Origin of the sequence: Frankia sp. AgKG'84/4 (assembly GCF_023242965.2) — a bacterium.
Classification (GTDB): domain Bacteria; phylum Actinomycetota; class Actinomycetes; order Frankiales; family Frankiaceae; genus Frankia.
In genome coordinates this window covers 1-13,875 of sequence record NZ_JALKFU020000086.1, presented here as the reverse complement: position 1 = coordinate 13,875, position 13,875 = coordinate 1, and the positions used below count along the sequence as shown (strand labels likewise).

General features: G+C 73.0%; 13 protein-coding genes. 8 read left to right on the top strand and 5 right to left on the bottom strand.

What is annotated here, in order from left to right; genetic code table 11:
* Nucleotides 1-810: MFS transporter (locus MXD58_RS08470; RefSeq protein ID WP_374615823.1), on the bottom strand; the 810-nt coding region annotated here is incomplete at its 3' end.
* Between the two features lie 157 nt (nucleotides 811-967).
* Here MXD58_RS08470 and MXD58_RS08465 point away from each other — a divergent pair.
* The 4 genes from MXD58_RS08465 to MXD58_RS08450 all read left to right on the top strand — a co-directional run bounded on the left by MXD58_RS08465 (nucleotide 968) and on the right by MXD58_RS08450 (nucleotide 6,263).
* The gene (locus MXD58_RS08465; RefSeq protein WP_250609169.1) at nucleotides 968-1,915 is read left to right on the top strand and encodes a LysR family transcriptional regulator; all 948 of its coding nucleotides are present in this window, start codon (nucleotides 968-970) and stop codon (nucleotides 1,913-1,915) included.
* A 188-nt stretch (nucleotides 1,916-2,103) separates the two neighbouring features.
* On the top strand, nucleotides 2,104-3,555 hold the full coding sequence (locus MXD58_RS08460) for an HNH endonuclease signature motif containing protein (RefSeq protein ID WP_248837168.1): 1,452 nt from the start codon (nucleotides 2,104-2,106) through the stop codon (nucleotides 3,553-3,555).
* Nucleotides 3,556-3,723: 168 nt separating this feature from the next.
* Entirely contained in the window at nucleotides 3,724-5,643 is a 1,920-nt protein-coding gene (gene pyrG, locus MXD58_RS08455) for a CTP synthase (protein ID WP_248837169.1), read from the top strand.
* Nucleotides 5,640-6,263 (top strand): NUDIX domain-containing protein, encoded by a 624-nt coding sequence (locus MXD58_RS08450; RefSeq protein ID WP_248837170.1) that lies wholly within the window; start codon nucleotides 5,640-5,642, stop codon nucleotides 6,261-6,263. Before pyrG ends, MXD58_RS08450 begins: the two co-directional genes overlap by 4 nt.
* A gap of 58 nt (nucleotides 6,264-6,321) precedes the next feature.
* Here the strand turns inward: MXD58_RS08450 and MXD58_RS08445 are convergent, their stop codons facing one another.
* On the bottom strand, nucleotides 6,322-7,194 hold the full coding sequence (locus MXD58_RS08445) for a PKD domain-containing protein (protein WP_248837171.1): 873 nt from the start codon (nucleotides 7,192-7,194) through the stop codon (nucleotides 6,322-6,324).
* An 86-nt stretch (nucleotides 7,195-7,280) separates the two neighbouring features.
* On the bottom strand, nucleotides 7,281-7,901 hold the full coding sequence (locus tag MXD58_RS08440; protein ID WP_250609168.1) for a hypothetical protein: 621 nt from the start codon (nucleotides 7,899-7,901) through the stop codon (nucleotides 7,281-7,283).
* 180 nt (nucleotides 7,902-8,081) lie between these two features.
* Between MXD58_RS08440 and MXD58_RS08435 the strand changes: the two genes are divergently transcribed.
* The gene (locus MXD58_RS08435) at nucleotides 8,082-9,299 is read left to right on the top strand and encodes a tyrosine recombinase (RefSeq protein WP_250609167.1); all 1,218 of its coding nucleotides are present in this window, start codon (nucleotides 8,082-8,084) and stop codon (nucleotides 9,297-9,299) included.
* 299 nt (nucleotides 9,300-9,598) lie between these two features.
* Here MXD58_RS08435 and MXD58_RS08430 read toward each other — a convergent pair whose 3' ends face one another.
* The gene (locus MXD58_RS08430; protein WP_009742848.1) at nucleotides 9,599-9,817 is read right to left on the bottom strand and encodes a hypothetical protein; all 219 of its coding nucleotides are present in this window, start codon (nucleotides 9,815-9,817) and stop codon (nucleotides 9,599-9,601) included.
* A 453-nt stretch (nucleotides 9,818-10,270) separates the two neighbouring features.
* Between MXD58_RS08430 and npdG the strand changes: the two genes are divergently transcribed.
* Both npdG and MXD58_RS08420 read left to right on the top strand, forming a co-directional pair.
* A complete protein-coding gene (gene npdG / locus MXD58_RS08425; RefSeq protein ID WP_248837174.1) occupies nucleotides 10,271-10,954 on the top strand; it encodes an NADPH-dependent F420 reductase in 684 nt (227 codons plus the stop codon).
* Nucleotides 10,955-10,989: 35 nt separating this feature from the next.
* A complete protein-coding gene (locus MXD58_RS08420) occupies nucleotides 10,990-11,793 on the top strand; it encodes a helical backbone metal receptor (protein WP_308301928.1) in 804 nt (267 codons plus the stop codon).
* A 72-nt stretch (nucleotides 11,794-11,865) separates the two neighbouring features.
* Here MXD58_RS08420 and panB read toward each other — a convergent pair whose 3' ends face one another.
* The gene (panB, locus tag MXD58_RS08415; protein ID WP_284678060.1) at nucleotides 11,866-12,780 is read right to left on the bottom strand and encodes a 3-methyl-2-oxobutanoate hydroxymethyltransferase; all 915 of its coding nucleotides are present in this window, start codon (nucleotides 12,778-12,780) and stop codon (nucleotides 11,866-11,868) included.
* Between the two features lie 345 nt (nucleotides 12,781-13,125).
* Between panB and MXD58_RS08410 the strand changes: the two genes are divergently transcribed.
* Nucleotides 13,126-13,875, top strand: a 750-nt coding sequence (locus tag MXD58_RS08410) for a TetR/AcrR family transcriptional regulator (protein WP_250609166.1), incomplete at its 3' end; no start/stop codon positions are given.

Here is a 13,875-nt window from a genome sequence, read left to right as displayed (position 1 = left end):
CGCGCCCACGTGCACCACCCCGCGCCCCCGGGGGGGGTGGCTCCGGCGGGGGCCCCCCCCGGGGGCCTGTGCCCCCGCGCGGGGGGGGGGGGGCGGGGCCGCCCCGTGGGGGGCCCCCCCCGCGGCCGCCTGCTGGGGCGCGGGCCACGCGGGCTGCAGGGGTGCCGCCGACGAGGCTCCCCGGCCTGATCGGCGTGCGCTCCGCGAGTTCGTGGGGCGGGCCGGGGGCGGTTCGCCGGCACCGACCGCCCGCAGCCCCAGGGCGGAGAGCAGGTAGCTGGCCGCGTTCGCCAGCACCGTCGCGACCGGGCCGAACACGGCGATCGCCGCCCCTCCCAGCGGCGGCGCGACCGTTGTGGCCAGCCACGTCGTCGCCTCGAGCCGCGCATTGGCGGCGAGCAGATCCGGGCCGGCGAGCAGGCCCTTCAGAAACGCCCCGGCGGCCGCGGTGAACGCGATGTCGGCGGCGGCGACGACGGACGAGACGACGAGCAGCTGCCCGAAACCGAGCCGGCCGAGCGCGTACGCCACCGGAACGCTGAGGACCGCCACGAAGCGGGCGAGGTCCATCGCCATCATCACCGGACGCTTGCGTCGGAACTCCACCCAGGGGCCGAGCGGCAGCGCCACCATCGCCCCGGCCGCGAGCCCGGCGGCCGCCATGGCCGAGACGGCGCCCGGCCCGACATGCAGCACGGTGATCGCGATCAGCGGGAAGGCGTCGAACGCCAGCCAGGTGCCGACCGCCGAGATCCCGTAGGCCGCCCACAGCCACCCGAACCGCCGGCCCAGCCGGCGTTCGTCCGCCATCCCATCGCACCCCGCGTCTCGCTTGGTTGGACAACTATTGGTTGGCAGCGGCCATCCCAACCTGCGGGGACGCTGCAGATCAAACAACTTCTGGTCAGATTCGTACAACCAGTGGTTGTTCAGCGACCGCTACCATGCTCTGGTGGACTTGGCTGCGGTGCGCACCGTCATCGCCGTCGCGCGGACGGGGCAGTTCCAGCAGGCCGCCGCCGAGCTGTCGCTCACTCAGCAGGCCGTCTCCAAGCGGGTGGCCGCGCTCGAGAAGGACCTCTCCGTGCGGTTGTTCACCCGCACGGCGCGCGGCGCCGAACTCACCATTGACGGACAGGCGTTCCTGCCGCATGCCCGTGAGCTGCTGCGCGCGGCGGAACGCGCCCGTGCCTGCGTCCGCCCGGGCCGCCGGGCCCTGCGCGTCGAGGTCATCAACCGGCGGATCGCGACAGCGACGCTGCTGCGCGAGTTCCACAGCGCGCATCCGGACATCGAGCTCGATGTCGTCACCCTTGCCGAGTCCGGTACCGACACGGCCGTTGCCGCCATCCGCGCCGGAACGATCGACGCCGCGTTCCGTGCCGTCGGGGCACCCTCGACCAGTCCGGCCACGGCCGTCGACGACCTGCGGGACGTTGACGTGCGGCGGATCCTGGACGAGCCCCACCAGCTGCTCACCGGCCCCGGACATCCGCTGGCGGCGGCCCGGGCGGTCACGCCGGCACAGCTCGTGGGTCACCGGCTGTGGATCCCCGGCATCCTGCCCGGCACCGAGTGGGGCGCCTACTACGCCGAGCTCGCCACCGCCTTCGGCCTCGGCATCGACGCGATCGGCCCGAACTTCGGCACCGAACACCTGCTGGAGGCGGTCGCCGACGCCGCGTCGCTGGCGAGCCTCGTCGGCGAGGGGACCAGACTCGTCTGGCCGGCCCGTTACGACCTGCGCCGCATCCCGTTGCGCGACCCGACGCCGGTCTATCCGCACTCGGTGATCTGGCGGCCTGACAACCCGCATCCGGCCCTGCGGGCACTGCTCGACCACCTGAGCGCCGCCAATGCCGCGCGGGTCGTCCGGCCCGCCGGCGCGGTGTGGACGCCGACCTGGGCGCTCTGAGCGGACAGGGCGTCCCGAGTGCCAGGTCGTCGCCCGCATCCCGCATCCCGCATCCCGCGGCGCGGGTCGCCGTGCGATGTCCGCCGGTCCGGGGGCCTGTCCACAGGCTCGCCGGGTATGGGGGGTGCGCTATCCACAGAGGCAAACATGTGTTCGATGCTCCGGGCTGGCGGATCTACGGTCCTGACATGGTCATCGATGAGGAGATCGGCGCTCACCCTGCCCCGGGGCCGCGGGTTGACGACGGCTGCGCGCTGACGCGTCGGCTGGGGGTTATCGGCGTGCAGGTCGACAGGATCCTGAACGAGGAGATGCGGCGCCTGAGCGACGGCGAGATCGAACAGGCGATAGTGGTCCTGCACGAGCTGGCGGCGCGGATGACGGCGGTGCGCGGCCAGGCGCTGGCCGAGGCACGGGATCGCGGCTTCGCCGTGCGCCACGGAGCCAGCGATCTCGCCGAGTGGCTGCGCGGGCGGCTCGTGCTCACGCCTACCGAGGCTCGCCGCAGAGTGGGCCTCGCCCGAGCCACGGTGGAAGGCCCATGCCGGGCGACCGGGCAGGCGTTGGCCGCGGGGGAGATCAGCGCGGAACACGCCTGGGTGATCTGTCAGGCGCTGCGCCGGCTGCCCCGGGAGGTCGACGACGAACAACGCGGCGCCGTCGAGCAGTTCCTGCTCGACCAGGCCAGCGTGCTCGACCAGTACCAGCTGGTCAAACTCGCCGCCCGCCTGCGCGAGCGGCTCACCGCCGTCGACCCGTCACCCGGCGGTGCCGATCCGCGCGCCGACAGCCGCTCCGATGAGCACAACGACTCGGGCCGGTCTGCGGCCAGCGACCCCAACCCCGAAGCCGCCAGGCCAGGTCTCGGTGGGCTCACCGACCGCGGGCCGGATCCGGCCGCGGTGCGCGAGTTGACCCTGACCGACACCGCCGCGGGCACGGCCCTGCTCAACGGAGAACTCGACGCGGAGGGCGCCGCGCTGCTGCGGACCGCGCTGGATCAACTGGCCGCGCCGCGACCCGGCGAGAACGACCCATCCGACCAGCGCAGCCCTGCCCGCCGCCGCGCCGACGCACTGATCGACCTGGTCAGCCTGGCACTGAGCGCCGACGCGGTGCCCTCGTCCGGAGGCACCCGACCGCACCTGAGCGTCATGATTCCCTGGGCCACCCTCGTCGGATCCGGCTCCGAGCCGGCCTCCACGAACTGGGGCATGCCGCTGCCCCGCAGCCTGCTGGCACGGCTGAGCTGCGACGCGGCCATCAGCCGCATCGTGCTCGACCCCGAGGGGATCCCCCTCGACGTGGGACGCACAACCCGGACAATCCCGCCTCACGTGCGCCGCGCCGTCGCCGTCCGCGACCGCGGCTGCGTCTTCGCCGGCTGTGATCGGCCGCCCAGCTGGACAGACTGCCATCACGTCGTTCACTGGACCCGCGGGGGCGTCACGGCGCCGCACAATTTGGTGTTGCTGTGCCCCGAGCATCACCGCCGGGTCCACCGCGAGGGCTGGGAGATCGTCTTCGCCGAGGACCAGCGACCCACGCTTATTCCTCCGCGTCGCATCGACCCTCTGCGCCGCCCCCGCCGCAACCCCTACAGCCAACCGCCAGCCGATCTGTTCATCAGAACTGCCTGATCAACGCCGCGATGGGACAGGGGGCACCGGTCGGTCCGGGTCATGCCACCGACCATTTTTCCCGGTCGGGGCAGTGATCTGCCGCGAGCGGGCCGACGGATAGCTGTTACCGTGAAGTCCCGTGGAGGCGTCGGGTCCGGACCGGCGGCATGACCACGGGAGTCTCGTGTGGGCCAGGCGCATGTCACCAAGCACATTTTCGTCACCGGCGGAGTTGCCTCCAGCCTGGGCAAGGGGCTGACCGCCTCCAGCCTCGGCCGGTTGTTGAAGGCACGCGGCCTGCGGGTGACGATGCAGAAGCTCGACCCGTACCTCAACGTCGACCCGGGCACGATGAACCCGTTCCAGCACGGTGAGGTGTTCGTCACCGATGACGGCGCCGAGACCGACCTGGACATCGGTCATTACGAACGGTTCCTCGACGTGAACCTCGACGGCAGCGCGAACGTCACGACCGGGCAGGTCTACTCGGCGGTCATCGCCCGGGAGCGGCGCGGCGACTACCTCGGCCAGACGGTGCAGGTCGTCCCGCACATCACCGACGAGATCAAGGACCGGATCCGCCGCCTCGCGAACGACAGCGTCGACGTCGTGATCACCGAGGTCGGCGGCACGGTCGGCGACATCGAGTCGTTGCCCTACCTGGAGGCCATCCGCCAGGTCCGCCACGAGGTCGGCCGGGACAACGCCCTGACGGTGCACGTGAGTCTCGTGCCGTACCTGGCGCCGTCGGGTGAGCTGAAGACCAAGCCGACGCAGCACTCGGTCGCCGCGCTGCGCAGCATTGGTCTGCAGCCCGACGCCGTGGTGTGCCGGTCGGACCGACCGCTGCCGGAGTCGCTGAAGAAGAAGATCGCCATGATGTGCGACGTCGACGACGAGGCGGTCGTCGGGGCACCGGACGCTAGCTCGATCTACGACATCCCCCGGGTGCTGCACCGGGAGGGCCTCGACGCCTACGTCGTGCGCCGACTGGGGCTGTCGTTCCGCGACGTCGACTGGACCGAGTGGGACCTGCTGCTGCGCCGGGTGCACCAGCCGGCGAACACGGCCACGATCGGGATTGTCGGGAAGTACGTTGATCTGCCCGACGCCTACCTGTCGGTGACGGAGGCGCTGCGCGCCGGGGCGTTCGCCACCGACACCCGGGTGGAGCTGCGTTGGATCACCTCGGATGAGTGCGACTCCCCGCAACGGGCCGCCGCACTGCTCGAGGGCGTCGACGGAATCATCGTTCCGGGCGGTTTCGGCGTGCGGGGCATCGAAGGCAAGCTCAGCGCGCTGCGCCACGCCCGGGAGAACGCCATCCCGACGCTCGGCATCTGCCTCGGCCTGCAGTGCATGGTCATCGAGGCCGCCCGGCATGTCGCCGGCCTGCCCGGCGCGAACTCCACCGAGTTCGAGGCGCAGACGCCGCACCCGGTGATCTCGACGATGGCGGATCAGCACGAGGTCGTCGCCGGCACCCGGGACATGGGCGGGACGATGCGCCTCGGTCTCTACACCTGCGTGCTCAGCGCCGGCTCGGTGGCCCGCGGCGCGTACGGCGTGCCGGAGGTGGCCGAGCGGCACCGCCACCGGTACGAGGTGAACAACGACTACCGCGACCGGCTGTCCGCCGCCGGGCTGGTGTTCTCCGGTACCTCCCCGGACGGCCGGCTGGTCGAGGTCGTCGAGCTGCCGGCCGACGTGCACCCGTACTACGTCGGCACCCAGGCGCATCCGGAGTTCCGGTCCCGGCCGACGCGGGCGCACCCGCTGTTCCGCGGCCTCGTCGCCGCAGCCCTCGTGCACGCCGACCGCCGTCGTGGTGTGCTGCCCGTCGAGCTGAGGCCCGAGGACACGCTGCCCGGTGATGACACGCCGTCCGGCGCGCCCGGCGGCTCGGGGGCGGGGGCCAACGGGTCGGTGTCGCAGGGCGCGACGGCGCCGACGACCGAACTCGCCGCGGAGGAGAACGCGGGCTCCCAGCCTGGCGGTCCCACCGGGCCGGGACGGGTCGCCGCCCGCCGCGCCTCGGGGGCGGGCACGGGCCGGGCGGGATCCGCGGCCACGGCCAACGGAACCGGGGCGCTGGTCGCGAAATGACCACGTCCGGCCACCGTTACGAAGTCACCGAGAGCCAGCTCGGCTATCAGGGGCGGATCATCGCCGTACGCCGTGACCAGGTCAGCATGCCCGACGGCGACGTCTCCCAGCGCGACGTCGTGGTGCATCCCGGCGCCGTCGGGGTCGTCGCGCTCGACGAGGCCGGGCAGGTCGTGCTGGTGCACCAGTACCGCCATCCCGTCGGAGGTCCGCTGTGGGAGCTGCCCGCCGGCATCCTCGACGTGCCCGGGGAACCGGCCTCCCTGGCCGCCGCGCGGGAGCTCGCCGAGGAGACGGCGCTGCGCGCCGAACGATTCGACGTGCTCGTCGACGTGTGGTCCTCGCCGGGGATGACCGATGAGGCCTACCGGATCTTCCTGGCCCGCGGTCTGAGCGAGATTCCCGTCGCCGAACGGCATGTGGCGGAGCACGAGGAGGCGGACATGGGCCTTGCCCGCGTCGACCTCGACGAAGCTGTCGCCAGGGTGCTGCGCGGTGAGATCACCAATGCCATGGCGGTCATCGGCCTGCTGGCGACCGTGCGCTCCCGGGCCGACGGCTTCGCCGGCCTGCGCCCGACCGACACGCCCTGGCCGGGCCGCCCCGCCCACAGCGGCTGAGTCGGCTCCCGGGCGCCGGCATGCGGGCCAGGGTCGGCCGACAGGCCGACAGCGCGGGCTAGTCGTTGTGAACCAGGACGCCCGCTGCCTCCTGGACGGCGAGGGGCTGCGCGGCGGCGAGGTTCACCGCGTCCAACGGGAACGCCTGGGCGACGCCCGGCAGGGTGAACGTGCCGTTCCAGGTGACGGTGAGGGCGACCTGGAACTGGCCCGGCCGAGCGTACTTGTGCGTCACGTACGCGTCGGGGTGGTCCCGGGGTGAGATCGCCGAGTCGTACGGCCGGCCGGGCGCGTCGGGTCCGACGGCACCGTCACCGAAGTCCCAGTGGTAGTGCGGGACCGCGCTGATCGTGGCGACAACCGGCTGGTCGACGTTGAAGGTGAACGAGTCCGGCACCGGTGAGTAGAGGATCGTGGCGAGGTTCGCGAAGCTGCGGCCGGATGGGGCGATCACGATGGACGGTTTGGGTAGGAGTCTCTCCCGCAGGTAGTCGAGGAGCTCGGCCTGCACGTCGGCGAGCGGCACCGCGGCGGCGTCCGGGATCAGGACGTTGTCGCAGCCCGCCGTCGCCTGGTCGAACTGCGCCCGTTCCGCCGCGGTCATCGTCGGGTCCGGCCCGACGGCTTCGAGCAGGTCGCAGACCGCGGCCGGGTCGTCCGGGCAGTCCTGTCCGCAGTTCGTCCGCCGCGTGCCGTCCTGGCCGCCGGTATCCAACGGGACCCGTTCCAGCGTCCCGTTGGAGTACCGGTACTGGTAGCCGTCGGCGGTCGCCCGGGTGTCGCAGCTGCCCCACAGCGCCCCCACGCAGGTCGTGCCGGACCCCACGACCGGCGCCGCGACCGCCCGGCCGGCCGTTGTCAGCTCGCTGCCCGGCCCCGGGAGCGGCAGGGCGCCGACACCGGCCAGCACGAAGGCCACCGCGAGCACCATCAGCAGGCGTGGCAGCCGACCGCACCCCCGGCCGGCTCCGGCTCCGGCTCCGGCTCCGACGCCGATCTGTCGGCGTTCGCGTCGGGTCATGCCGGCGCCGACGCGTACCGCAGCGACGAGATGCGCCATCCGTGTGCGGTGAGCGCGAGCTGCGCCGTCCCGTACCGGGTGGGCACTCCCGCGGCGTCGGAGACGTGCCGCCCGGCGGCGTCGAGCAGGCCCACGGCGTTGGTTTGCACGGCGAAGGTCGTGGTGGTGACCAGGCCGACCCGGGGCGGTGTGGACAGGTCGGAGACCTGGTATACGGTCCCGTCGGCGTGCAGGCCGCGCTGCTGCAGCGAGCGGGTGGCGCCCACGTCGATCGCGCAGGGCTGGCAGCCGGCGAGTGCGGTCGTCCCGGTCGTGGCGACCCGGCCACCTCGGCTGGCATCGTTGATCTCCCGGAAGTACGCCGCCACCGTGGCGGTGGCGGCGGACGGGGAGTCGTTCGCGGCCGGGTCCGGTGTGGCGGCAGCTGAGGTGGGGCCGCCCCTCGCGGCGCCGGGCTGGGCGGCGGGCAACGCCGCGCCGGGCTCGCTGTCATGCCCACCGCAGGCCGCGAGCGCGCTCAGCCCCACCAGCAGGGCGAGGCCGAGCAGCAGGGCACTACGCCGGACAGACCCGACGGGATCGGTGCCCGTGATGACGGCGGCGATGGTGACCCCCAACCGTGCGGTGGGACGTGACGAACCGGTGTCCGTCCGCACAGGACGCCAGAATAGCCGCGGAATCGCTGCATGTGGATAGGCGCCCACCGAGAACGACGGGCAGGACCTACTATCAGTTTGATGATGGAAGCGCCCGACGGCGACGAGTCCTTTCGGACACGTACCCCCGCGGTTCCGCCCTTGCCAGGCGGGCCGGCGCGGCGGTCGACACCGGCACGCGCGCGAGCGCCGCTGCGCGGAGAAGAGGCCGGGCGGCTGTCGACGGGGCTGGCCGGCGCGGTGCACGATCCCGTCGGTGCGGCGCCGGTGGGAACGCCCGGACACGTGATCGCGCGTTATCTTCACCACCTCGAGGGTGAACGTGGGCTGGCCCACAACTCGGTCCTCGCCTACCGCCGGGATCTGCGCCGATACCTCGACCATCTCCGCGCGCACGGCCTGTCCTCATTGGACGCGGTGGGTGAGGCGGAGGTTGCCGGATTCGCGGCCGCGCTGCGCGCCGGGGACGACGCGCACCCGCCGCTCGCGGCGGCGTCGGTGGCCCGCATGCTCGTCGCGGTCCGGTCGCTGCACCGTTTCGCCGCCGACGAGGGCGACGTGAGCGAGGACGTGTCCCGGCCGGTACGCCCGCCGGTGCCGCCCCGCCGGCTGCCCAAGGCCCTCACCGTGGACCAGGTGATCGCCGTCCTCGCCGCCGCGTCCGGCCCGGCAGCCGCACCGGCGACCGAGGGTGAGGTGAACGAAGGCAGCGCGGCCGCTGATGGTGCGCGGGCAGCTGCGGACCCGGCCGAGGGCGCTCGCCGGCTGCGCGCCTCGGCCCTGCTGGAACTGTTGTACGGCACTGGCGCGCGCATCTCCGAGGCCGTCGGGCTCGATGTCGACGATCTGGATCTGGATGGCGCGGCGGTCCGCCTGCACGGCAAGGGCGGCCGGGACCGCGTTGTTCCGCTGGGCCGGTGCGCGGTGAACGCGATGACGGACTACCTGCGGGTCGCCCGACCGGTCCTGGCGGCCCCTCGGTCGGACGCTGCGGTCTTCCTGTCCCGGCGGGGTAACCGGCTGTCCCGGCAGAGCGCGTGGACGGTGCTGCGCACGGCCGCCGCGGTGGCCGGCGTCGACGGTGTCTCGCCGCATGTCCTGCGGCACTCCTTCGCCACCCACCTGCTCGACGGGGGAGCGGACGTGCGGGTCGTGCAGGAGCTGCTGGGCCACGCCTCGGTCAGTACGACGCAGATCTACACGTTGGTCACGGTGGACCGACTTCGGGAGGTGTACGCGACCTCACATCCCCGTGCGCTCGGCGCGAACGGACTCGCGTCGGCGGGGGGTTGGATTCCCGGGGTGCGGCCGGCGGATGGGGACCAGATCAACCTTGCCGCCCCGGTCTCGAGGCACTGACGATTCCCCGGTCCGGCCGGCCGCTTCGGCGCGACCCCGCCGACCCGGTCCCCGGCGCCCGGTCCCGGCGCCGCGGTATGCCCTGCCCTGAGCAGCGCCCTGCCTTGAGCACTGCCCTGATAACGCAGGACACCTGCCGCTGGCCTGCGCGGGATGACGCGTGTGTCGTGGCAGGTGCAGTCGTGCAGTCGTGCAGTCGAGAAACCCGTCGTGCCGCCGCGTGCGCGGACGAACTTTCCCGGCCTCCCGGGATGACTCCCGACCGGCCTCTGGATTTTCTCGTGATCAGAGGGGCCAGCTCAGGACGGGGTGTACGGCCCGAGGCTGGGCATCCCGTTCGACGGCGCCGATGTCGGCACACCGCCGACGCCGCCGACGGCCTGGGTGCTGCGTTCGGCCAGTGTCTCGCCCACCTTGCGGGCGATCGCCTCCATCAGGCGCAGTGCCTGCGGCAGCGACAGGTTCAGCACCACTTCGCTGTCGTTCGTCATCGCGAAGCGAACCGACACGTCCGCCATTGCTCGACCTCTTTCACCTGAATCGGAAGATCTGCTCGATGCGTGTGAAACGGAACGGTACGGCCCATCTGCGACCAATGCACGTCCGGGGTTGCCGGGCTGCCCTGATACTTCGCTGGGCGCGATCGGCCGTTCACCGACCGTTGCGGCCCAAGGGCTGTAGCTTTCTGTCACTCGATGCGCTCCTCTGCCGGTAGCGACGGGCGCGGGATCCCCCCGACCCGCCCGCGACCCCGACCGGTCAGGCGTAAATCGGTCAAACCCGTAGCTGTCCCGTTGTTCATGCATAGTCCCCTATTGCCGGCGACCGCCCGCGAGGGGGTGGGTCCTTTTCGCGGCGTCGCGGCGGAGGGTGAACGATCCGGCTCCGACTGTCCGGGGCCGCGGCGCGGCGGAGTTCACCGCCCGTCATCGAAGCGGGCGTCGGACCGCCAAGTCGGGCAGGATGGCGACGTGACCTCGACGCAGCCTGCACTTCCCGACGTTCCGGCCCTCACAGTCGGCATTCTCGGTGGATCCGGACCGCAGGGCGGTGGCCTTGGACTGCGCCTCGCCGCTGCCGGCCACCTCGTCCTGATCGGCTCCCGCTCGACCGAGCGTGGCCAGGAGGCCGCCGCCAAGCTCGCCGGCCCGGGCCGGCGGATCGAGGGCGCGGACAACGAGACGGTCGCCACGCGGGCGGACGTCATCATCATCGCCGTCCCGTGGGAGGGGCACCGGGAGACCCTCGAGTCCCTGCGTGAGCCGCTCGCCGGGAAGATCGTGATCGACTGCGTCAACCCGATGGGCTTCGACAAGGGCGGCGCGTTCGCGCTGTCGGTACCCGAGGGCAGCGCGGCGCAACAGGCCGCGGCCGTCCTGCCGGACAGCACCGTGGTCGCCGCGTTCCACCACGTCTCCGCCGTGCTGCTCGCCGACGAGTCGGTCGACACGATCGACACTGACGTCCTCGTGCTCGGCGACGACCGGACCGCCACCGACCTGGTTGCGGCGCTCGCCGAGCGGATCCCCGGCATGCGCGGCGTCTACGCCGGCAAGCTGCGCAACGCCGGCCAGGTCGAGGCGCTGACCGCGAACCTGATCTCGATCAACCGCCGGTACAAGGCGCACGCCGGCCTACGCGTCACCGACATCTGACCGGCGCGGGCTCGACGGGGCGGGACGGGACGATCGTGGGCGACCGGGACGACCTGGGACTGCCGGTGGACGTCCCACCGTGCGTCGAGCGGGTCGTGTCCCTGGTGCCGAGTCTCACCGAGTCGCTCGCCCTGAGCGCGCCCGGCCTACTGGTGGGCGCGACGGACTGGTGCACCCACCCGGCCGACCTGATGGTGCCCCGGGTGCGGGGCACGAAGAACCCCGACCTTGCGGCGGTCGCCGCGCTCGCCCCCGACGTCGTCCTCGCCAACGCGGAGGAGAACCGTGAGGAGGATCTCGCCGCTCTGCGGGCGGCGGGCCTCGCGGTGTGGGTCACGGCGCCGGTCACCGTCGACGGCGCGCTCGACAGCCTCGACCGGATGCTCCGGCTGGCCTGCCGCCTGTCCCGGCCCCGCTGGCTCGATGACGCCTGCCAGGCCTGGTCCGACGCACCCGCCGCCGGCGGCGGTTCCGGCGGGGACTCGGCCGGCGAGCGCGGCCCGGCTGCGACCGGGCGTCGGCGCGGGCTGGTGGCGATCTGGCGGCGGCCGTGGATGGCGGTCGGCCGGGACACCTTCACCGGTGACGTGCTGCGCCGGCTCGGAGTGGACAACGTGCTGGCTGACTCGCCGTCGGGGTACCCGCGCTTCGACCCGGTCGACGTCGCCCCGCACGACCTGGTGGTACTGCCGGACGAGCCGTACCCCTTCGGCCCGGACGACGGCCCCGAGGCGTTCTCCGCCCCCGCGGTCTGCGTGTCCGGACGGCTGTTGACCTGGTACGGCCCGTCGCTGGTGGCGGCACGGACCGAACTCGCCGCCGCACTGGCCCGGGACTGACCGGGCTGGCGCTGGCGCCACCGCGGGTTCGGTCCGGCGCCATGGCGCCGGCTGGCCCGGCCGCCGCGGCTCTCAGTAGCTGTGCTCGACCGTCGGGTACTGGCCGGCGCCGACCTCGTCCCGGTAGGCCCGTGCCGCCGCGCCGAGACCCGCGCGCAGATCGGCGTAGCGCTTCACGAAACGGGGCGCCCGCCCGCCGCTCAGCCCGGCCATGTCCTGCCAGACCAGCACCTGCGCGTCGCAGTCCACGCCCGCCCCGATCCCGATGGTGGCGATGTGCAGCTCCTTGGTGACCCGCGCGGCCAGATCGGCGGGAACCACCTCCAGCACGACCGCGAACGCCCCGGCCGCCTCGATCGCCAGCGCGTCGGCGAGCAGGACCTCCCCGGCCTCGTCCCGACCCTGCACGCGGTAGCCGCCGAGGGCATGGATGCTCTGCGGCGTCAGGCCCAGATGGCCGACCACCGGGATGCCGGCCTCGACCAGCGCCGCCACCGCCGGGGCGACCCGCGCGCCGCCCTCCAGCTTCACGGCGTGCGCCCCGCCCTCCTTCAGGAACCGAATCGCGGTCGCCAACGCCTGCGCCGGCCCGGCCTGGTAGGAGCCGAAGGGCAGATCGGCGACGACCATCGCGTTCGGTGCGCCGCGCACCACGGCGCGGACCAGCGGAATCAGCTCGTCGACCGTGACCGGCACCGTCGTGTCGTAGCCGTAGACGACGTTCGCGGCCGAGTCGCCGACCAACAGGACCGGAATCTCCGCCTCGTCGAAGATGCCCGCCGTGGTGAAGTCGTACGCGGTCAGCATCGACCACTTCTCGCCCCGGCGTTTCGCCGCCGCGACATCGCGGACGGTGAAACGCGCGCGCCGCGGCCGGGCGATTCCGGCCGGCGCGCCGTAGAGCGTCGCCGCCGGGTCCGGCGCGGCCGCCGAGCGTGGCTGATCGTGAGCGGGGGTCTCGTGGGAACCGGTGCCTGACGAGATCATGAGCACTCCTGAGGCGTCCGTCCGGGCGCTGGGCGTCCCGGCGTGCCATCCATGCTGCCACCGCTGCGGCGTGCGTGCCTCGATCCCGGCGCATCGTCCCCGCGCCCGCGCCGTTGAGGCCGACATCCCAGGTCCAGGGTTCGTGGGAGCCGGCTGACGGGCCGCGAAACAGAACGGCGCGCCGCAGCTCTGGCGTGGCTAACGGATGCATCTGGGGCCAGGGGCACGTATGCTGATCTTGAAATGCGACAGGAACGCGCGGCGAGACCAGGTAGCGGGTGGCCTATCCATGCGGATGCTCCGGCACGGCGGCGGGACGGGCAACACGAACGATCGGCACGGCGGGTGACGACCTCGGACGCGGTCCCCTCCCAGCCCCGGCGCCCGGCGGACCGGGTGCCCTCCGGGGTTCGCGGTTCACGCGCTCCGGGCCGGCCCCGGGACCCCCGCTGTGACGAGGCGATTCTCGACGCCGCCCTGCACGAACTGGCCACGGCCGGATTCACCCGCCTGTCCATGGAAGCGGTCGCCGCCGGCGCCGGGGTGGGCAAGGCCACGGTCTACCGGCGCTGGCCGACGAAGGACGCCCTGATCGTCGACGCCCTCGACACCCTGGCCGACGAGGTCGAGGCCGTGGAGACCGGCTCGTTGCGCGACGACCTGGTGGCCTGGCTCAACGACCTGCGGCGGCGCAACATGCAGTCCCTGTCTGGACGGATCATGCCCAAGCTCGCCGCGGAGCGCACCGCCCATCCCGAGCTGTTTGCCACCTACTCCGACCGGGTCCTCGAGCCGAGCCGGCGCTGGGCCGCGGACCTGCTGCGCCGAGGTGTCGCGAGCGGCGAACTGGCCGCCGACGTCGATGTCGAGCTCGTCGTCGACATGCTCGTGGGGCCGGTGACATACCGGCAGTACATGAGCGGTGACCATGAGGTGAGTGGTACCCGCATCGCTCGGATCGTGGACGTCGTCCTGAGCGGTATCCGCAGCCACCACGGCCCGCCCGCGGTGCCTGTCGACGCCGGCGTCCCAGCCGCGGCGGCCATCGCGACACCCGACGTCCCGATGCCCGCCGCCGCTTCGCCGCCCGTGCCC